Origin of the sequence: Enterovibrio coralii (assembly GCF_001559595.1) — a bacterium.
Classification (GTDB): Bacteria; Pseudomonadota; Gammaproteobacteria; order Enterobacterales; family Vibrionaceae; genus Enterovibrio; species Enterovibrio coralii.
Genome location: NZ_LNTY01000055.1, coordinates 165,403 through 184,958, shown reverse-complemented (window position 1 = coordinate 184,958; position 19,556 = coordinate 165,403). Strand labels below are relative to the sequence as shown.

General features: G+C 46.0%; 18 protein-coding genes and 1 pseudogene. 9 read left to right on the top strand and 10 right to left on the bottom strand.

Annotated elements, in window-relative coordinates:
- Positions 1-445 precede the first annotated feature (445 nt).
- Both ATN88_RS20995 and ATN88_RS20990 read left to right on the top strand, forming a co-directional pair.
- Entirely contained in the window at positions 446-1,738 is a 1,293-nt protein-coding gene (locus ATN88_RS20995) for an AAA family ATPase (RefSeq protein WP_067419555.1), read from the top strand.
- Positions 1,725-2,330 (top strand): hypothetical protein, encoded by a 606-nt coding sequence (locus tag ATN88_RS20990; RefSeq protein WP_067419554.1) that lies wholly within the window; start codon positions 1,725-1,727, stop codon positions 2,328-2,330. Before ATN88_RS20995 ends, ATN88_RS20990 begins: the two co-directional genes overlap by 14 nt.
- Positions 2,331-2,347: 17 nt before the next feature.
- On the opposite strand, the gene ATN88_RS28440 is transcribed toward ATN88_RS20990, so the two are convergent.
- Both ATN88_RS28440 and ATN88_RS20985 read right to left on the bottom strand, forming a co-directional pair.
- Complete coding sequence (locus tag ATN88_RS28440) at positions 2,348-2,533, bottom strand: tyrosine-type recombinase/integrase (protein ID WP_269748225.1); 186 nt, start codon at positions 2,531-2,533, stop codon at positions 2,348-2,350.
- Positions 2,534-2,541: 8 nt separating this feature from the next.
- Positions 2,542-3,582, bottom strand: a complete 1,041-nt coding sequence (locus tag ATN88_RS20985; RefSeq protein WP_269748224.1) for an integrase arm-type DNA-binding domain-containing protein — start codon at positions 3,580-3,582, stop codon at positions 2,542-2,544.
- A 521-nt stretch (positions 3,583-4,103) separates the two neighbouring features.
- Here ATN88_RS20985 and ATN88_RS20980 point away from each other — a divergent pair.
- From ATN88_RS20980 to ATN88_RS20955, 6 genes are all read left to right on the top strand, one after another.
- Positions 4,104-5,516: a colicin E3/pyocin S6 family cytotoxin gene (locus ATN88_RS20980; protein WP_083539553.1), complete on the top strand. Its 1,413-nt coding sequence runs from the start codon at positions 4,104-4,106 to the stop codon at positions 5,514-5,516.
- 1 nt (position 5,517) lies between these two features.
- Positions 5,518-5,739, top strand: a complete 222-nt coding sequence (locus ATN88_RS20975; RefSeq protein WP_067419553.1) for a DUF7683 domain-containing protein — start codon at positions 5,518-5,520, stop codon at positions 5,737-5,739.
- Positions 5,740-5,974: 235 nt separating this feature from the next.
- The gene (locus ATN88_RS20970) at positions 5,975-6,397 is read left to right on the top strand and encodes a hypothetical protein (protein WP_067419552.1); all 423 of its coding nucleotides are present in this window, start codon (positions 5,975-5,977) and stop codon (positions 6,395-6,397) included.
- A 265-nt stretch (positions 6,398-6,662) separates the two neighbouring features.
- Positions 6,663-7,685 (top strand): DUF6929 family protein, encoded by a 1,023-nt coding sequence (locus ATN88_RS20965; protein ID WP_067419551.1) that lies wholly within the window; start codon positions 6,663-6,665, stop codon positions 7,683-7,685.
- A gap of 228 nt (positions 7,686-7,913) precedes the next feature.
- Positions 7,914-8,318 (top strand): hypothetical protein, encoded by a 405-nt coding sequence (locus ATN88_RS20960; RefSeq protein WP_232313457.1) that lies wholly within the window; start codon positions 7,914-7,916, stop codon positions 8,316-8,318.
- A gap of 432 nt (positions 8,319-8,750) precedes the next feature.
- Positions 8,751-9,677, top strand: a complete 927-nt coding sequence (locus ATN88_RS20955; RefSeq protein ID WP_067419550.1) for a GGDEF domain-containing protein — start codon at positions 8,751-8,753, stop codon at positions 9,675-9,677.
- Here the strand turns inward: ATN88_RS20955 and ATN88_RS28435 are convergent.
- Genes ATN88_RS28435 through ATN88_RS25675 form a run of 3 tightly spaced genes read right to left on the bottom strand, consistent with a single transcriptional unit; the run spans position 9,674 to position 11,114 of the window.
- A complete protein-coding gene (locus tag ATN88_RS28435; RefSeq protein WP_067419549.1) occupies positions 9,674-9,853 on the bottom strand; it encodes a nucleotidyl cyclase domain-containing protein in 180 nt (59 codons plus the stop codon). The genes ATN88_RS20955 and ATN88_RS28435 overlap by 4 nt on opposite strands.
- Positions 9,850-10,101, bottom strand: a complete 252-nt coding sequence (locus tag ATN88_RS28430) for a GGDEF domain-containing protein (RefSeq protein ID WP_067419548.1) — start codon at positions 10,099-10,101, stop codon at positions 9,850-9,852. The genes ATN88_RS28435 and ATN88_RS28430 overlap by 4 nt, the downstream gene beginning before the upstream one ends.
- Complete coding sequence (locus ATN88_RS25675) at positions 10,098-11,114, bottom strand: transporter substrate-binding domain-containing diguanylate cyclase (protein WP_157490783.1); 1,017 nt, start codon at positions 11,112-11,114, stop codon at positions 10,098-10,100. The genes ATN88_RS28430 and ATN88_RS25675 overlap by 4 nt, the downstream gene beginning before the upstream one ends.
- 637 nt (positions 11,115-11,751) lie before the next feature.
- Between ATN88_RS25675 and pykF the strand changes: the two genes are divergently transcribed.
- Complete coding sequence (gene pykF, locus ATN88_RS20935; RefSeq protein ID WP_067419546.1) at positions 11,752-13,164, top strand: pyruvate kinase PykF; 1,413 nt, start codon at positions 11,752-11,754, stop codon at positions 13,162-13,164.
- 99 nt (positions 13,165-13,263) lie between these two features.
- Here pykF and ATN88_RS26250 read toward each other — a convergent pair whose 3' ends face one another.
- The 5 genes and pseudogenes from ATN88_RS26250 to leuO all read right to left on the bottom strand — a co-directional run bounded on the left by ATN88_RS26250 (position 13,264) and on the right by leuO (position 19,334).
- Positions 13,264-13,404: a hypothetical protein gene (locus ATN88_RS26250; protein WP_198158433.1), complete on the bottom strand. Its 141-nt coding sequence runs from the start codon at positions 13,402-13,404 to the stop codon at positions 13,264-13,266.
- 142 nt (positions 13,405-13,546) lie between these two features.
- The gene (gene ilvN / locus ATN88_RS20930) at positions 13,547-14,044 is read right to left on the bottom strand and encodes an acetolactate synthase small subunit (RefSeq protein ID WP_067419545.1); all 498 of its coding nucleotides are present in this window, start codon (positions 14,042-14,044) and stop codon (positions 13,547-13,549) included.
- A complete protein-coding gene (locus ATN88_RS20925) occupies positions 14,044-15,762 on the bottom strand; it encodes an acetolactate synthase 3 large subunit (protein WP_067419544.1) in 1,719 nt (572 codons plus the stop codon). Before ATN88_RS20925 ends, ilvN begins: the two co-directional genes overlap by 1 nt.
- A gap of 532 nt (positions 15,763-16,294) precedes the next feature.
- Positions 16,295-18,090 (bottom strand): annotated as a pseudogene (locus ATN88_RS20920) (AMP-dependent synthetase/ligase).
- 296 nt (positions 18,091-18,386) lie between these two features.
- The gene (gene leuO / locus ATN88_RS20915; RefSeq protein WP_067419543.1) at positions 18,387-19,334 is read right to left on the bottom strand and encodes a transcriptional regulator LeuO; all 948 of its coding nucleotides are present in this window, start codon (positions 19,332-19,334) and stop codon (positions 18,387-18,389) included.
- Positions 19,335-19,556: the final 222 nt, after the last annotated feature.

Genomic DNA, 19,556 nt, shown 5'->3' with positions numbered 1-19,556 from the left:
TTTTTTTGACCGTAAGAGGAGGCCTAAAGGTCAATCTAATCGAAGTTGACCGGTTTAATACTCTTGTTGGTTCGGTTAAGGAGCCGCCTTCCAAACCGACTTTACATCCGGTTAGATTAAGGCAAGTTGATAGCGACGTAACGTCACAGCACGCGATCTGACTCGTATTCTCTCCAAGTCACGCAAAGTCAATGTTCAATGGTTGTATAAAATTAAGAAGTCGAAAGGTCTTTAGGTTTGTAAGCCGAACAGCTGACCACTACATTCGTCAGAAGATAGAAGATAGAAGATAGACACAACAGGACAGAGCGAACTAGCAGCGTAAAGGACATCTTTCACCTATTCCTATGCTACGTAGCACACCTGCAGATCAATATTCTGTATTATATTCAGCCAGATATGTAGTATAGTGATTAGCAATCAAAGAGCAAAAAAATGAGCAGCGATGGATATTTCGATTAGAAATTTTGGCACAATTTCTGAGGCTGATGTCAAAATTGGTGGGCTAACTGTGATTGCTGGTGAGAATGATACTGGCAAGAGTACAGTAGGGAAAATACTTTTCTCTCTTGTAAAAGCAATCTCGCGTTATGAGGATGATCTACAAGAAGATAAAGAATATAAAATCATCTCGATAGCCGAGAGAATTTACTTTACTTTACGAAAAAAACTTAACATCAATCAAAATGCCGAATTAAGAGTGTTATTTCACCCTAGAAGACTGCACGACCAAGTCAGACTGTATCAAGAAGCTGCGATATATGAACGAATAGAAGCATTAAAAAAGCTTTATATTGATAATTCAATATCAAAGTCAGACTATAATAATTTCCGCCATGACATGCAGGAAATTAGGGATACTCTCTTTGATACAGAAGACAGGTTCACCGCAATCTCAAAAGCTGTAAAAAAGGCTTTTTACTCTGAATTCAGAGGGGAAATATACCCTAAAGGAAGTGCTAGTATTGATGTCAGCCAAGTATATATTAGAGATGGTGTTTCTCCTTTAATTGACATTCAATGGTCAAAAGAGGGTGTTAACCACTTCGCTTATTTTGATGAGCTAAGCTTTGATGATGCTACTTTTGTAGATACGCCATCAATAATTCAGTTCCATTCTTTTACAGACATGGCTAGAACTTTATTTGATAAGTCAAACAATCATCCTGGATTCACAGTACCACTACATATAAAAGATCTTTCCACAAAAATAAAAGAATCTATATATACTTACAACTTATTTGACTCTTATCATCATGTAAACCATAAGCTAAGTAATACCTACAAAGGTAGGCTTTATTATGATAAAGACTCTGCTGAGTTTTTATTGGATCGTGGCACTTACAAAGTAAACTCATGTAATGTCGCCTCTGGAATAAAATCTCTGGGTATATTTGATATATTAGTACAATCTGGGCATGCCAGCCCTCGTTCTTTACTTATATTAGACGAACCAGAGATCAACTTACATCCAAAGTGGCAAGTAGAGTATGCTCGAGCTATTTGCGAGTTAATTCGATTAGGGTCAAATATAATTGTTACCACTCATAGCCCTTATATCCTTGAAGCATTGAAGGGTTTTTGTGTAAAGGATGACCTTTACCATAACTTTTACCTCGCAAAAAAACACACTGAATCTTCGACATTGACAGATGTGACAAATAACATTTCAGTAGCAGTTGAAACTCTTTCCTCACCTTTATTTGAACTCAACGAAGAGCTTTATGATGATTTCTAATGAAGAAAAAATTTATAGAAAATTGTTGGAAGTTTATCCAAGCTCATTAGCAACAATCACTGAGCTAAGCTTTAATTGTGATGCTAGCGCCAACTTCGTTGAATCGAATGTTAAAGGATTTAACTTTGACACAGTTGAGAATTGTCACCCAGACTGCTGCAATAAAGAAAAGTCACCTGACTCTCTTTTCTATACAAATTCAAAATTGTATTTCATAGAGTTTAAAGAGGGGAAATCGAAAAAGGATGACATTAGACTAAAAATTCATGAGGCTGTCTCAACTCTATATTCGTTCTGCAAAGTTCATACACCAGAAATTACTAGGGAAGACTTTTTCAAACTCGACATTAGGTATGCTGTTGTACTTAGAGCACCGGATAAACATCCGAATTCTAGTTTTGCGTATGCTTTAGACTTGAACTCTCAGAAGTATCATTTGAAAAATCTGGATGGTTATATCATTAAGAAAACCAGAATTGCCACTCACCCAAAAAGCATTTTAAATGTTTTAAAAACGGCAACAGAAAATGCTGTTACTTCAATATCGATACACAATCATTTTGGAGAGCCTATACACAACGTTGCAGCTTAAATTAGCTCTATATAGTCTCAGCCTATCAAACTAACCGCTGCCGCCTTATGCTCTGGCGCTAAGTGAGCATACCTTAGCGTCATCTTAAGGTCGGCATGACCTAGCAGTTCTCTAACTGTGTTCAGATCTGCCCCCGCCATCACTAGCTTACTGGCGAAGTGGTGGCGAAGGTCGTGAAAGTTAAATCCTTCAATCTCTGCCATTTTTGTTATCATGCCCCACGCTTTTTCACCTCAGTGAGCGGTACGCCCATTTTCCCTTCAAACACATAAGTCTCTTTCTGGTTTTGCTCTCGCCAATTGAAAAGCGAGTTGTAGACTTCATTGTTGAGCGGGATGATTCGCCCTTGCTTTGATTTGGCATTCCCGCCACGCACTTGAAGGTATCGCTCAGTAAAATAAATATCAGACCAAGTAAGGCTTAACAGTTCACCACGGCGTAAGCCTGTATTCATGGCAAGGAGAATTAGCGGCTCTACGTAATCAACGAAGGTGACATCGTCCAAACTTGGAAATTGCTCATAACCTCGAATTTCTCTGTGCTCGTTGGCTGAACGCCGAGCAGCGCGGGCGTTCATATCACGCAACTTGATAGCATGGCGTAACCGCTTTTCTTCGCTTTCATTGAGATAACGGACGCGAATGTTATCTGCTTTGATGGTTTTCACTTTATGCATTTCATGGGAATCAATCAGCCCCCACTCAACCGCTCGTGATAGCGCACCTTTTAGCGAGTTTACACTGTGATTGATGGTTGAAGGTGTACGCCCATTCTTTCGCTGTTCACTTCGCCATTTCTCAATTTCCCACGGAGTGATTTGATCCAGCTCCTTATCCATCAGAAAGGCAAAACGGCTTTTTATGTGATTAACGATGCGATTGGCGGTTTTAGGATTTCGCGTCATCAAAAAGGGCAGATAACGTTCATCGAGGTAAACCGGTAACTTTAAGTGCTTTCGGCGTTGGTTTTCCTGCCGTACCTGTTTTTTCTCTTCGTGTACGTCATTGCCTTTTGCCACTTGCCCTGCTTTTTCTTTGGCAAGATCTCTTGCTTGTGCTGGCGTTATCTCATTGGCTGAACCCAGCTTGAAATTCACCTGTTTTCCATCGAAACGATAATAGAGGTAGTAGACAATGCGCCCCGCCGAAGAAATCCGCGCATGGAAACCGTGAATGTCGGTATCATTGATCCGCTTATCTTCAACACGAAGTTGCTTGATCGTGGTGGTGGTGATTTTCTTTTTTAGAGGCATGATTTTTTGCTTCCCTGCAACTTGCCGCGCTCGCTGTGTAGCACATATGTAGCAAATTAATCATATTCCCATGGATTTCGATGAACAACAGCAAACCACACAAATCATGACAAGATACTGATTTTAGTGATGTAATTCATTCACTCGCGTTCATCACTGTTCATTGAAAAATAATGAAAAATCCCCCTCATAATCGATTGGTCCCCAGTTCAAGTCTGGGAGGGGCCACCAAATTTGGAAAAGCCCGAACAGTTAACGCTGTTCGGGCTTTTTGTTTCCATATCACATCAGTTCCCTACCATCAAACTCACACTAGACTAAACCCCAACCCTCACCTTGTTCCAACAGGCTGACATAGCAAGCAATCGCCAATGTGGGCAATTACCCGCTCGGAACCAAGCAACTATCCGCCCAGATAACACCATGAACATTGCAACCCATTGAATTTATGACACCTCTTTTAGGGTACGTGAATTGCTTACAGAATCTAAGGAGTGGTTTGTTGTAGGTCTTTCAAGGAAATGGGAAAGATAGTCAGGCTGGATAGCCTCTCAGCCAGTGAAGCAGTTCGAATTGAAGGAAGTCTTTCCCGTTATAGTGAGTCCGATTTGCTGGCGATGCTGCCTTCAGGATTGAGCGGCATATCCATGCAATCATCTCTTGATCGAGGAGAATGGGTAGTGGTGTCAGACAACCCCGTTGCCCCACTTTTTAAGTATTCTGATGGCAAATTGATCGCCAATACCAGCAACCAAATTACGGTTACAGACCAAGCGTTCAATGGCGCCAAACAACGTTTTTTACCGACCAAAAGGCGAATGGGTGCACCTCATGCCACTCAACAACAAGCGTCTTCCGCCATTGCTGAGCCAGCATACACACCGGAACCCGTGATTGTAGAACCGCTCTTCCAACCCAAGCCTCCGTCGATATCAGACAGTTTTTCAAGAGCACCTCAAGGTCCTAAAGTCTTTGCCAAGTCATGTACGCGACCATATGGCGATTCACAAGCCTGTGACGAAGAAATAAAAGCCTCGAATTTTGGTGTCGTAGCGGCCATGGTTCCGGCAAAAGCAGTTACTGCTAACGGTCAATTGCCACTTGGCAAGGTCGCGGGTACGACGGCTAGAATGCCTCTTAACTGGGCGTTAGCGGGAGATATGGTAAAAAGCGCAGCCTCTCGCGCTAACTTTTTAGCACTGGTATTTTGGCCATCTCAGCTGGGCGACGGCACCCTTTATACAGAAGAAGAACTTGCACAATTACCCGAAGCCACGACGCGCGTGCGCTTTCGACTTTACCAAGATGAGAACGGCAACCCTCAAGTTCTTGGTATTCACACGGGAGAAGGCAGTCCTTATGGGGATACTGTTAGGCGGATATCTGCAGACGCTGTGGGTGCGAATTTCGAAGCAAAGGTTGATGACGACCTAACACTGACTTGGTACCCAGATGACAGCGATAACGTTTTCTCGCCGGGAACTGAATACCCAGACACCAGTGGCCTAGAAATCACCAATATTCTTGTACGTCCCATAGAAGAGGATGGGCAAGAGCTCACTACGCTTGTTTCCCCAAACCCCGAAGCTGAGCACATTGAGCTGATTGTAACGTTTCCTGCGGGAAGCGGTATCGACCCGTTGTATTTGGTGTTTAGTAAACCCATTGCTGGCCTGAATTATGTTCCGACTCCCAAAGGCTCACCGCCCTTGCCAGCTTTTCCCGATGCAGTGAAAGTAAAACCTAAAACCTCTGTACAAGGTGGAGGAAAGAAGAGAGCTCGCTGGAAAGACAAAAATCGTATCTACGAATGGGATTCGCAACACGGAAAAGTTGAGGTCTATGATAAAAATGGAAATCATATCGGTGAATTTGATCATAATACAGGTGAGCAAACCAAGCCCAAAGACCCAAAAAGAAAGGTAGAGAAGTAGAATGTTTGAACTCGAATTTTTTGACAAAAAGACTGAAGAGTTACTCGAAGAATGCGCATTAACCGCACTCACACCTGAAGACGTTCACAAAATATTTGGTTTTCATTTAGAGGGTGACTGTGCTGATGTAAACCATGAACAACTAGCACAAATAGAGCGCATCGTTGGAGAGTCATTCAACAGTGAAGGAAAGGACATCTTTATCTGTGAAACCCAAGGCTAAAAGCTTTTTCCCCATCCAAGGCAAAGGGTCGTAACTACACGAGTCACACCCCGTTGCACTAGCTGGGACACACACTTTTATCGCCGAAGCCAACCTCACAAGCAGGCTGAGTCCCGATTCAAGCCATTTGATAGTGCTACAGCGCTCTTCCGTGCTTTGCATGTATAAGATAACAACAAGAACACAAAACTTGACGGCATTAAATCAAACATTCGATTCTCATAGAAGCGTACTGATGGACATCAAATACAGCGAAATGCTTGGTGAAACATATGAAGAGCTAATGAAAGATAGTACTTTTTTATCAGCTATCGGTGGGAACGTGCCTGAACAAGTAACCACGGATGCTAAGAATTTCCATATTCTATCACCATCAAAGAATATTTCATTCACCTTCGATAAGGCCTCGCATACCCTCAAGTTTGCTTCACTGTCACCTGACTCGAATGGCCTGTTCATGTATGGCTTAACAACCATGGTTAATCGAGAACAAGCAGCCGAAATGCTTGGTCACCCTATCGATGGAGAACCCGCTCAGAAAATCCCGCTGTTAGGTATGGTAGGAGCATGGAGTACGTTTATTGTTGAAGGCAATAAGCTCATGCTGATGTTTTCCGCCGACACAGGCTGCCTAGAGAAAATACGCTTTACTCTTTGATAAACATTAACCCAACTCCATCGCGACTGAAAGGCAGGTGATGCTTGAAGAACACGCAAGATAGCGTTGACCTTATATTTTTAGTCACAGAGCCACATCCTGCCCAAGTACCTTTAACGTTCTGTTTTTAGATAACTATTAAACCTACACCCTCGATATCTAAGGCAAAGCTGTTCTCTCAATCTAAGTTTTCACCCCTTCCAAGCCCTCTCGCTGGGTGTACATTCGAGTCGCTCACAGACATTTCACGAATGTAGGAATTGAAATGAAAACGACAACTAAAAATTGTGCCACTGTCGGCCTTCTCGCTTCTGTTGCGATTTTCGTTAATGGTTGTTCACAAACACCGGCTCAGCCCGAGCAGTTTGACGTTGCGATTGCAGACTCAACCATTAACCAAAATCTGCCATCAGGTTCCGCGATGGTCGTAAATGAAGACGACATCATCGTTTCCGGCGACGACTCGCCATGGCTGTTCGACGTAAACCAAGACTTTGCCATTGATGGCACCACGCTTATCGACAGCTACCCGGTCAATAAAGACAACCGGATTGACCACAAAATCAAACCAGACTTTGAGGCCATGACGCTTCTCAACTACAACGATCAGCCTTATTACTTCGTTGTGGGCTCTGGCAGCAAAAAGGATCTGCGCGAAAACGCCTACCTCATTCCAGCCAACGGTGGAGACAACATCAAGCTGTCACTGTCGAGCTTCTACAGTGATTTGCACAAAGCGGCAGGCTTTACAGATAAAGAAAAAATCAACATTGAAGGCATGGCGAATACGGCGGATGAAGTTTACATCTTCAACCGTGGTAACGAAGGAAAAAACGCCGTCTTTATGATGAAAACCACTGACATGCTGAATTACCTGCAAGGTAAAGCGACCACCATTCCGTCGTTGCATGTGGTTCGCGCCGATCTGCCGAGCATCAATGGCGTTCAGGCATGCTTCTCTGGTGCGGATTACTGGCAAGACGGCAATAGCCTGATTTACACCGCGTCTGTTGAAGGGAATAACCAAAGCAGCATCAACGATGGTGCGATTCAAGGCAGTTTCGTCGGCGTGTTACCGATTGATGCATTGAACAATCAAACCAGTATCGATCTGACGCAATACAGCCAGCGAATGGAAAGTGGCGGTCAACCGCTAATCACTAAAGCAGAATCTATCGCAGTGGGTGAGCAAACGGGCAATCAGGTCTCGGGTTATGTGGTCAGTGATAATGACAATGGCACAAGCCAGTTCTTTACCTTCACAATTGACCAACCGTCCGCCCAATAAACCATTGGTGCTAACATCTCTCGGCGAAAGTCGAGAGATGCTTGAGAAAGAAAGCGTAAACAGCACATCGCGCCTTTTTCTATCCAACCACACACTTATCAGTACTTGTTTACAATGATTCACAGCTCCCATTCCGGGCGCTTCAAATTTCAAACAGCCGTTTTATGGCTATAGTCAAACTGTAGGCTAGGATGCAATTAGTCTTACTTTTAGTGAGGTTACACAGCGATGTTAGACAGACTCGACTATCTCCAAAAGCTGTTACCCAGTGGGAACGTGAATCGCGTAGTGCCCATATACATGTTTACCACAGACGAAGGGTTACCCGTTGTTCTGCGCGTGAACATGGGACAAGCACGTAGTGACGTGCCGACGACTGCCATAGCGTTTGATCTTGACCCTATCGCACCAACGATTCGGTGTGAGATCCATTATCTGACAAAAGACATCAAGCTCCGCCTCTACGGCAAGTTAACGGGAAAGTCTTTCACATTAGGAACAACCAAGATTGATAACTGGGCGACGCTAGAAACTTTGATTAAATCCCTGTTAGAGAAACAGGCAACGCTCAATCACCTTAAACTGCGTAACCAAGTTGCTTGCGTGTCTTTGCTTTCGTCCAAGCACTCTTAGCGCATATTAACTGTGCGTTGCACTGATGTTGCCTAGTTTTTTTGCCATGTTGACCTGCCCACACGATTTTTCACGCCATCCAAGCTGTATTCACGCATCAAATAAAATCCTTTAACGTAAATACATTTGACCACGAAATAATTTATTCGAATTTAAGCCGAGATTATTAGCATCAGATCCGCCAAATTAGCCGCCACACCAGCCTTTCGCTTGCGATTTATACGGCGAGATTTGATCGCTTTTATACGATGATATTGCGCTTACTCCATGAAGTAGCACGACTATTTTGTGCATCTCTACCTAAAATTTTGTAAAAAGCATTGCTTCCATGTGGTTTTCGCACTAAAAAGTTGGACGTAATTACACCGATCAGTTGTACATGGTCGCGATAAAAATAATGAACAATAAGCAGTCGTCAGCAGTTATCCAATAATGCCCAACTTTAAAGATATCTTAGATATCCACCCCAACCCCTGTGTTATACACATCAATTTTGTTCCTCAATATGCGAACAATGCCTTTGCACGGTTCAGCGGCCATGAAACCGCCGAAGACGTATTAAAGTTGGAAAGCATTCGTGTGTTGTTTGAAGAAGCGCATTGGCCTGAAGCGCAGCGACGCTATCAAAAGGCCATTGAGACGGGTCAAGCAACACCACCAGAAGTGATCAACCATACCGATATGAAAGGTAATCCAATGATTGCCGAAATCACCGACAAGGTGGTGGATTGGTATGGTCAAAAAGCCATGTGCACCTTTATCAGCGTTGTGACGGATCAAATCCGACGTGAACGCACGCTGCGAGACATGGCAAACCGCGACGACCTCACCAACCTTTTCAACCGTCGTTACTTGTCTAAGCAATTTGAAAAAGCGCACCTCACACCCGCGCCTGGACGTTTCCTTGCGATGGTCGACATTGACCACTTCAAACGCATTAACGACAGCTGGGGTCACCCAGTAGGCGATCAGGTGCTGAGACAAGTCGCAAAGCTGATTGAGTCATTTTCCGAGCAGGGCGAATGCGCGTCACGCCTTGGTGGTGAAGAGTTTGCCTTGTTGTTTATGGCCGATGACGAACAGCAAGCCATTGAGCGTTTGGAAGCCCTAAGGCAAGAAATTGAAGGGTTTATCGTGCGCGTTAGCCACACCTCACGTCAGCCTATCGCGATCAAATGTACGGTGTCGATTGGTGCCACGCAGATCAAGCAAGACGAACCTTTGCTATCTGTCTCGCTTCGCGCGGACGAGTCACTGTATAAAGCCAAAAACACGGGTAGAAACCGATTGGTTTTTAATGCGACGGAAGCCGCGATGATGCAAGACGAGATGATCGCGGATACGAAAGCCATTTCTTAAAATGCTGGCTCGCTGCTTAGGCGGGCACTGATCTTCGAATAGCGGGCAATAACGGCTTTATTTCGCCCTGCCCGCTTCGCCTGATACATCAGCGAATCCGCATAGTGGATGAGCACATCTAGTCTCATGTTCGGCAGATATTCATCCACCATGATGGCACCGATGGACGCGGTCACGTGCAAATCGATATCTGCTCTGACGCCATTTGCACCAAATAACTTCGAATATAATCGCAGGTCAGCTCTAGCTTGGCATCATTGCAAATCGACAGGAAAAGGCACAATTCCTCGCCGCCCAAGCGAGAAATCGCCACCGCCTCACGCACGTTTTCCCGCAGCGATTGCGCAATGGTACTCAATACCGTATCGCCTTTGAGGTGCCCATAGTTGTCGTTGATACGCTTAAAATGGTCAACGTCAATCATGACAACGGTAAAGCACCGCTTTGCATGATTTGTTCGACCTTTTCACTGTGATAGACCTTCTCAAGCCCCCGACGATTGAGCAATCCCGTCAGAGAATCGGTATAAGCAAACTCTTCCAACTGCTTATTAGCAATGCGTAAAGCCTGCGTTTTTCGCTTTACCGTGCGCTTTAATAAATACACATAGCTTGCAAACATACCCATCAAAAAAGCCACAAAGGTAGGTAGCAACCAAGACGGCAAGGTGTCACGTGTACTGGTGTTCAGCCATTTTTGTTCGATACGCCGGATCTCAGCATCTGGAATTTTTTTAATTCCGGCTTTGATTTCTTGTAGCAAGGCATAGTTGCCGTCAGGCACTGCGACAGAAATGCTTTTGGTGTACACCTTGTTGATGGGTAAAAAAAGGTGCTGGTCGCTTTGCATCGAAAAGTAATAGTTAGCGACTTGGGTATCGATCACCAAGCGTTTGACCTTCCCATTCAAAGCAGCATCAATCAGTGCCGCATTGTTTTTGTAGGGAACGGTGACCGCTAAAGGGTGGTGGGTTTTGATGTACTCTTCTTCATACCCGCCTTTGACGACGCCAATTTCCATCCACGGCAAGATACGCTCTGTGGTACGCCCCTCCTCATCGTTTAAGACATAAAGCGAAGTAGACAGTTCGAAAATCGGCACCACGTAGTCAAGATAGACATCGCGCTCAGAGGAATACACCAAGCCAGCATGCACGATGCGCTCACCGTTTTTCATGGCGAGCAAGGAGTCATTCCAATCAGTAAGCACGAACTCAATGGTGGTGTTATTGACGTTGCCATAAAGGCGCCAAAAATCAACCAATAAGCCTCTTGGCACGCCCTTATCGACGTACGAGAAAGGTTTCCAGCTATGGGAGTTTGTTACGACGAGTGTCTCCGGATGAGCATCAGCAAGAGAAATTGTTGAGAGAAAAAGGCTGAAACTGACGGCAAAGCAATGAATCCAAGATGTCGCTTTATTGTGCCAGCTAGCCATTGGCCTCGTTCAACCCTGTTGCAAGTGGACACCTATTGTCTCAAATATGAATACAGTTACCACCCATTCACATGACGAATATCAATAACCTAGATCTAGCTCTACTTCCTCAAGGTAGATGGAAGTAATTTCAGAAATTTTTTTTCATTCTGTTATTTAATTTCAGTTCTCTTTTTTACAAAAAACCGTCCTTTCGGCGACTTTATGCACAGAAAGCGGCGTTATTTCGCACTTTCAAGGCTTTTTTAATCTCCGTCGTCAGTTAGTGATTTGGCTAACATTTTGTGGTAAATTTACGGCCCCGAAGCTGGGTCGTAAATCCAGCCAAACGCGCTGACTCTGAAATGTTAATAGGAATAAGGCACCTTCCATTGCCTGCGATCAAAATTCCATCATATTAAGAGTGTATACTGTGCCCGCTTCGTCATGGATGAGTTGTGTTGTGCAAATGGTGGAAGACATTTGGACAACACAATTGTTTTTGTCATGAACCAAATTAACGCTGTAAGAGCATCGTGCAATCCTGCCGCTCACCACGCAGTAACTTGTTGTTTTATTACAAACGGCAAGCACCTGATATCGTGACTACAGCGACGTTTATCCACTGGGTAAAAGTTCGACCGGAGAGAACCCTACAATGAAAAAGACCAAAATCGTTTGTACGATTGGCCCTAAAACTGAATCTGTTGAGATGCTGACCAAGCTGGCTGACGCTGGCATGAACGTAATGCGTCTGAACTTCTCACACGGTGACTTCGCTGAGCACGGTACGCGTATTGCGAACTGGCGTGAAGTGATGGCTAACACCGGCAAACAACTGGCAATCCTGCTGGACACCAAAGGTCCTGAAATCCGCACCATCAAACTGGAAGGCGGCAGCGACGTTTCTCTGGTAGCTGGTCAAACTTTCACTTTCACTACTGACGCAACTGTTGTTGGTAACGTTGAGCGTGTAGCGGTTACTTACCCTGGTTTCGCACAAGACCTGAAAAAAGGCGCGACTATCCTGGTTGACGACGGTCTGATCGAGATGGAAGTTCTGGAAACCACAGACACAGACGTAATCTGTAAAGTTCTGAACAACGGTGACCTGGGCGAAAACAAAGGCGTTAACCTGCCAAACATCTCTGTGAACCTGCCAGCACTGTCTGAAAAAGACAAGAGCGACCTGGTATTCGGTTGTGAGCAAGGCGTTGATTTCGTTGCAGCATCTTTCATCCGTAAAGCATCTGACGTTAAAGAAATCCGTGAACTGCTGACTGCAAACGGCGGCGAAAACATCCAGATCATCTCTAAGATTGAAAACCAAGAAGGTGTAGACAACTTCGACGAGATCCTGGAACTGTCTGACGGTATCATGGTTGCTCGTGGTGACCTGGGTGTTGAAATCCCAGCAGAAGAAGTAATCTTCGCTCAGAAGATGATGATCGAGAAATGTAACCGTGCACGTAAAGTTGTAATCACTGCAACTCAAATGCTGGATTCAATGATCAAAAACCCACGTCCAACTCGTGCAGAAGCAGGCGACGTTGCTAACGCAATCATCGACGGTACTGACGCAGTAATGCTGTCTGGTGAAACTGCGAAGGGTAAATACCCAGTTGAAGCAGTAACCATCATGGCGCAAATCGCAGCACGTACTGACGGCGTTCTGAAAGCTGAGCTGGGTTCACGTCTGGACAGCCCACGTCTGCGCATCACTGAAGCAGTATGTAAAGGTGCGGTAGATACTTCTGAGAAACTGAGCGCGCCTCTGATCGTTGTTGCAACTGAAGCAGGTAAATCTGCACGTTCAGTACGTAAGTACTTCCCAACTGCGAACATCCTGGCTGTAACAACTAACGAGAAAACTGCTGCTCAACTGTGTCTGAGCAAAGGTATCACTTCAGTAGTTGTTGATCAGTTCGAAAACACTGACGAGTTCTACCGTCGTGGTAAAGAAATCGCTCTGGAGTCAGGTCTGGCTGCTAAAGGCGACATCGTTGTTATGGTTTCTGGCGCACTGGTTGCTTCAGGTACTACTAACACTGCATCTGTGCACGTTCTGTAATCGAACCGTACAGCGCATAAAAAAAGGAGCCTTTCGGCTCCTTTTTTGTATCTGCTTTTCGCCTATCTTACTGATTGATAGACGTTGATTGGCAATCCATTACCAGCGCGTCAATTCCGTTTTGTGGGTGCGTAGCAATACAGCCATCGGAACCAGATAAATCCAGCTTACCTTCACTGACAATACCACTAGCGATAAGGTCGTTACCCTTACCAGTGCTTTATTGATTGTACGGAACACTTTCAGCCTCTCGGTGATGAAATGTGATGTCAAAATTTGAAGTGCGTCAGTCTACATTTTGAGCAATGAAATGCAAGTTAGCCACCCATAAAAAAACCGACAGCTTTCGCCGTCGGTTTTCTTTTAAGACGTAACGTAAAGTTTACTGACGCAGCGCGCGCTCACCACGAGCAATACCGACCACACCACTACGCGCAACTTCGATAATGTCTGTCACTTCTTTCATTGTGGCAATGAACGCCTCGATTTTGTCACTGGTACCCGTCAGCTGCACCGTATATAGCGAGTTGGTGACATCCACAATCTGGCCACGGAAGATATCGGCAGTGCGTTTCACTTCAGCGCGAGCAAAGCCTGTTGCTTTGACTTTCACCATTGCCAGTTCACGCTCGATGTACTCAGAGTCAGTCACATTGCTGACTTTCAATACGTCGATAAGCTTGTGCAGTTGTTTCTCAATCTGCTCACGCTCGGAGGCTTTTACAACCGTGGTGGTGATGTTCAAACGAGACAACGTTGGATCGTCAGTCGGCGATACGGTCAAAGATTCAATGTTATAACCACGCTGAGAGAACAGGCCTACCACGCGAGACAATGCGCCCGGTTCGTTCTCCATCAAAATCGATACAATACTGCGCATTATGTTCTCTCCGTCTTACTCAACCACATTTCATTCATTGCGCCGCCACGTACCTGCATTGGGTAAACGTGCTCTGTTTCATCCACGCTGATGTCGAAAAAGACCAGCTTGTCTTTCATCGCCATGCCACGTGCAAGCTCGCTTTCCAGCTTCGCAGGGTCGCTTATGCGAATGCCTACGTGACCGTAAGCTTCTGCAATCGCAGCGAAATCTGGCACAGAATCCATGTAAGAATGCGAGTGACGACCTTGATAAATCATGTCTTGCCACTGCTTCACCATGCCAAGGAAGCGGTTGTTGAGGTTGATGATTTTAACGGGGATATCGTATTGCAATGCCGTCGACAGTTCCTGAATGTTCATTTGGATACTGCCGTCACCGGTCACACAAATCACTTCCGCTTTTGGCAGGGCAAATTTCACACCCATTGCTGCCGGTAAGCCAAAGCCCATGGTGCCGAGACCGCCAGAGTTAATCCAACGACGTGGTTTGTCAAACGGGTAGTAAAGTGCCGCAAACATTTGGTGCTGGCCTACGTCAGATGCCACGTACGCGTCACCGTTGGTGATCTTGTACACCGCTTCAATCGCTTGCTGCGGTTTGATGCGCTCGTTGTTGGTTTCATACTTCAAGCACTGGCGCTCGCGCCATACGTTGATGCTGTTCCACCACGTTTCAATCGCATCCGTATCGTTTGTGCCACCCATTTCGGTCAGCATGCGGATCATGGTGTTAAGCACCACGTCTGCCGAGCCTACGATTGGGATGTCTGCGGAGACGGTTTTAGAAATACTGGAAGGGTCGATGTCGATGTGCATGACCTTGGCATTCGGACAGTATTTCTCAAGGTTGTTTGTCGTACGGTCATCAAAGCGCACACCAATACCAAAGATCAGGTCGGCATTGTGCATCGCCATGTTCGCTTCGTAGGTACCGTGCATACCCAGCATACCTAGGGCTTTGTCACCCGTGCTCGGGTAAGCGCCCAGCCCCATAAGGGTGCTGATGACAGGAATATTCAGTGTGTCTGCCAGCGTCTTAATCTGTTCGCCACATTCAGAGATGATGGCACCACCGCCTATGTAAAGGACTGGCTTTTTCGCTTCCAACAGGGCTTTCAAGCCACGCTTAATTTGGCCTTTGTGACCACTGGTGGTTGGGTTGTAAGAACGCATCGACATACTTTCTGGGTATTCATACGGGAACTTGTTCGCCGGATTTAGCATGTCTTTTGGCAGGTCGACAACCACAGGACCCGGACGGCCTGTCGATGCCAGATAAAACGCTTTTTTGATGATCTTTGGAATGTCTTCGGTGTTTTTCACCAGAAAGCTGTGTTTTACAACGGGGCGTGAAATACCCACCATGTCACATTCCTGGAATGCGTCGTTACCAATCAGGTTACTCATTACCTGACCGGACAGCACAACTAGAGGCACTGAGTCGTAATAGGCGGTTGCAATCCCTGTGATGGCGTTTGTTGCGCCTGGGCCAGATGTTACCAGCACCACGCCCACTTCACCGGTTGCACGGGCATAACCATCTGCCATGTGAACGGCGGCTTGCTCGTGACGGACAAGCACGTGTTCGATATCACTCTTTTCGTGTAGTGCATCGTAGATATCCAAAACCGATCCGCCTGGATACCCAAAGATATGTTTTACGCCCTGATCGATCATCGAACGAACGACCATGTCGGCTCCTGACAACATTTCCACTATATGCCTCCATGTATGCATAGTATTAGGACTTATTTGTAGCCTAGTGATGGAAGTCGGCGTAACTGCCTGTTAGCTGACTTCCATGCCAGCTATGCTTTTGATCCCGGTCGTAACAAGGACCAAAGTAGCAATACTTAAACAACCCTAGTCGTCTGGTTATACACCAGCAACGTGAGGCTGTCTGAGCATCAACAACTTTAACGCTTTGCTAGCAAATGTGTCTATTGGTTAACCGAAAATCACACTAAAACTCTGAGTGAATAGAAATTCATCACCAAAGGCTCTGTTGCGACAGTCACAATCAGAATCAAAAACTAAAAATGCGCCAGTTAACAAAATTTACTGTTCGCGATGAGACAGAATTTGCCGATGGAAAACTTCAAAAATTGCGGCTTTGAGACGAAATACAAAGAAAGGAATGAAGAAAGCACTTACAGACAAAAGGGCTTTACGAGTGGCTCGCTAAAAATCAAAAAGCTGAAAAGAAAAAGCCCGGCGATAGTCACCGGGCTTTTTGCAAATATATCGATTACGAACGCTTCTTGTACATGGCCTCGATTTGCTTTTTATAGCGCTCAAGGATCACTTTACGACGAAGCTTCATGGTTGGGGTCAATTCGCCTTGCGCCATTGAGAACTCTGCAGGCAACAGGGTGAATTTTTTCACCTGCTCGAACTTCGCCAGTTCTTTTTGCAGCTCTTCAACGCGCTTTTCAAACATTTCCACCACTTCGCTGTGCTTAATCAGCTCCATACGATCGTGATATTTAATGTTCAGCTCTTTCGCCCAAGATTCCAGCGTATCGAAACACGGTACGATCAGCGCAGACACAAAGTGACGTGCATCCGCCACCACCGCAATTTGCTCGATGAAGTGGTCTTTACCCAGCTTGCCTTCAATCACCTGCGGGGCAATGTACTTACCACCAGAGGTTTTCATCAGCTCTTTGATGCGGTCAGTGATAAACAGATTACCTGCTGCATCAATGTGGCCTGCATCGCCAGTTTTGAGGAAGCCATCTTCCGTGAACGTTTCTGCGGTTTCTTTTGGTTTGTTGTAGTAGCCCTTCATCACCATTGGACCACGTACCAAAATCTCGTTGTTCTTACCGATCTTCACTTCAGCCGTCGGCATTGGCATACCGATTGAATCTGGATCGAACGAGCCGCTGTCCCAGCAAGACACTGTCGCTGTGGTTTCGGTCATGCCGTAACCTAGCTTAACGTTCACACCGATCGCATGGAAGAAACGGCCAATCGCAGGCTCAAGCTTCGCACCGCCACATGGCATCATCTTGATGTTGCCACCCAGCAGTTGGCGCAATTTGCTTAGCACCAACTTATCAGCATACGGTGCGCGGATTTCAGCCAAGGTGCTGGCTTCTTACCCTTACGGGTAATTTCAGCCATCAAGTTGCCGATGTATACCGCCGCGCGGAACATGCCCTTTTTCACTGGGCTCGCTGTTGCCACTTTCTCGTGTACGGCACTGTAGATTTTCTCGTAGAAACGAGGAACCGCGGCCATAACGGTAGGTTTCACTTCTTGCAGTGCGTCTTTGATGCCGTTGGTATCTGCCAAGTAGCAGTTGGTCGCACCGTGATGCAGCACGTAGAAGCTCCAGCAACGCTCGAACACGTGTGACAAAGGCAGGAACGCCAAAGACACATCGCTTTCAGTGATCGCCAGAACCATGTCGTGGCTTTCAATCTGCGCAGCAACGTTTGAGTAATCCAGCATCACACCTTTTGGTTCACCCGTGGTGCCAGAGGTGTAGATCAGGGTCATCAGGTCGTCCATCGCCGCCTGGGAGATGCGTGAGTGCAGCTCTGGCTCAACGTTGTCGTTACCCAATTGCGCAAATGCCGCCCAGCTCATGCCTAGCTCATTGCCTGCGAAATCGACAGCGTCATTGAAGCTGACGATTTTTTCCAGTGAAGGACATTTATCAGCGATAGACATCGCTGCATCCGCTTGTGCCTGGTCGCCCACAAACAGGATACGAACGCCCGCATCATTTAAGATATATGCAGCCTGATCTGCCGTATTCGTCGGGTAGATAGGCACAGGTACACAGCGGATTTGAAGCGCAGCAATATCTGCGATCGTCCACTCTGCACAGTTGTTCGAAAAAATACCGATTTTGTCTTGTACTGCCAGTCCTGAAACCAGCATCGCACGTGAAATGCTATCAATACGCTCACCGAACTCACGCCAGCTGATGTCGCCCCAACCCTTACCGGTTTGGAAACGCAATGCAGTCTTGTCGCCACGCGCTTTAACTTGCTCGCGAATGCGGTTAACGATATGAAATTCCAGCGCCATTCAATTCTCTCTCAGCACATTTCGCCCCGTTGGAAAACAGCTCATGGGGCTTTCAAAAAATTAGCGAACACATGTACGCTAAAAGCATGCACGCAGTGTAATGACTCACCAGTTAATTACAAGAAAAAGCCACGGCAGATCGGTGGAATTGTAGACAGAAAAAATAACGAACAGCGTTCATTTCAGAGTACACCTGTTCTCTCAATGGTAAATTAAGTTGTAACAGACTGTATCTGGATTTTCAGCAGCGACAAAAAAGCCAGCTTGCGCTGGCTTTGAACACATTTTGGTGACATTTACACCAATGAGTTGCCACAAATGGACAACAGTTGATCACGCATCCAGAGGTGACCTTTGTCTTTTTCAGCCGACGCGTGCCAGCTCAGATAGCCGCTAATACGGTTATTGTCGTTTGGCAGTGGCAAGGTTTTGAGGTTATCGCGGTATTGACCGCCTTCAACCATCCAGCGAGGAGCCACAGCAATCAGCTCAGACTGGCTCACCACGTAAAGAATGTTGCTCAGGCTAACGCCTTGGTAGGCTTCGCGGTAACGACCGTCGCGGTACAGCACTTCGGCATAACCTTGCATCTCACCATTACGCTTCAATACTGCATGTGCTTCATTAACCAGCTCTTTCGAAGAGATGGCCTCACCCAGTCTTGGGTGATTTTTGTTAGCCACAACCACCAGTTCGTCGTTGAACATTTCCGTGCTGCAGAAGCCGCTTTCACCAAAGTGAAGGTAATCCACCACGAAGTCGACTTCTTGGTAACGAAGCTTGTTAGCGATGTCGCGATTAAACTCGGTTTCTACCTGCACTTTTACGTTCGGTGCAAGTTGGTTGATGGTGTTGAGAATTTGAGGAGCAAAACGCATGTCAGATGGGCTGCAAATTGCCAGTCTGAAGGTACGCGTGCTGGTTTCCGGTACAAAGACGGAGGTCGGCAATTCATTCTTAATCAGCTGGATAGCCTGACGAATTGGGCCGAAAAGCTGACGAGCGCGCTGCGTTGGCTTGATGCCACGGCCGTTACGTACGAACAACTCGTCATTGAACATCACTTTCAAGCGAGACACAGCATTACTGACCGCAGGTTGCGACATTCCCAGACTTTGCGCTGCACGTGTAATGTTTTGTTCTTGCATTACTGCATCAAAAACAGTGATCAGATTAAGATCGACGCTTCTTAGCGTCAAATCGGTGCGGTCGTCCAAATTTTGAACCGATTCTTTCTGTGTCATACCTAAACCTTGGCGGGAGAGTGATTTTGTAAAACGTCATTTCGTTCCGCAGGTATGCTTCCAGCCTCTAAAGAAGAATATAAACAAAAGAGCAGAGGCAAAGAGTCACATTCCATACAGCCATGTGTACGTCAAACGTTCGTTCAAGTCGGGCCCAGTGTAACGAAGAAAACTGAACACAAGGTAACCAGACCAAGAACTTAGTAACATGGCGGCGTGATA

Excerpts from the sequence above, each read along its gene's own strand:
- ATN88_RS20975 (WP_067419553.1), top strand. The coding sequence starts at position 5,518 with ATGTTTGAACTCGAATTTTTTGACAAAAAGACTGAAGAGTTACTCGAA.
- leuO (WP_067419543.1), bottom strand. The coding sequence starts at position 19,334 with ATGACACAGAAAGAATCGGTTCAAAATTTGGACGACCGCACCGATTTG.
- ATN88_RS20985 (WP_269748224.1), bottom strand. The coding sequence starts at position 3,582 with ATGCCTCTAAAAAAGAAAATCACCACCACCACGATCAAGCAACTTCGT.
- ATN88_RS28440 (WP_269748225.1), bottom strand. The coding sequence starts at position 2,533 with ATGGCAGAGATTGAAGGATTTAACTTTCACGACCTTCGCCACCACTTC.
- ATN88_RS25675 (WP_157490783.1), bottom strand. The coding sequence starts at position 11,114 with ATGGCTAGCTGGCACAATAAAGCGACATCTTGGATTCATTGCTTTGCC.
- ATN88_RS20955 (WP_067419550.1), top strand. The coding sequence starts at position 8,751 with ATGCCCAACTTTAAAGATATCTTAGATATCCACCCCAACCCCTGTGTT.
- ATN88_RS20960 (WP_232313457.1), top strand. The coding sequence starts at position 7,914 with ATGTTAGACAGACTCGACTATCTCCAAAAGCTGTTACCCAGTGGGAAC.
- ATN88_RS20995 (WP_067419555.1), top strand. The coding sequence starts at position 446 with ATGGATATTTCGATTAGAAATTTTGGCACAATTTCTGAGGCTGATGTC.
- ATN88_RS28430 (WP_067419548.1), bottom strand. The coding sequence starts at position 10,101 with ATGATTGACGTTGACCATTTTAAGCGTATCAACGACAACTATGGGCAC.
- ATN88_RS20965 (WP_067419551.1), top strand. The coding sequence starts at position 6,663 with ATGAAAACGACAACTAAAAATTGTGCCACTGTCGGCCTTCTCGCTTCT.
- ATN88_RS20970 (WP_067419552.1), top strand. The coding sequence starts at position 5,975 with ATGGACATCAAATACAGCGAAATGCTTGGTGAAACATATGAAGAGCTA.
- ilvN (WP_067419545.1), bottom strand. The coding sequence starts at position 14,044 with ATGCGCAGTATTGTATCGATTTTGATGGAGAACGAACCGGGCGCATTG.
- ATN88_RS20990 (WP_067419554.1), top strand. The coding sequence starts at position 1,725 with ATGATGATTTCTAATGAAGAAAAAATTTATAGAAAATTGTTGGAAGTT.
- ATN88_RS20980 (WP_083539553.1), top strand. The coding sequence starts at position 4,104 with ATGGGAAAGATAGTCAGGCTGGATAGCCTCTCAGCCAGTGAAGCAGTT.
- pykF (WP_067419546.1), top strand. The coding sequence starts at position 11,752 with ATGAAAAAGACCAAAATCGTTTGTACGATTGGCCCTAAAACTGAATCT.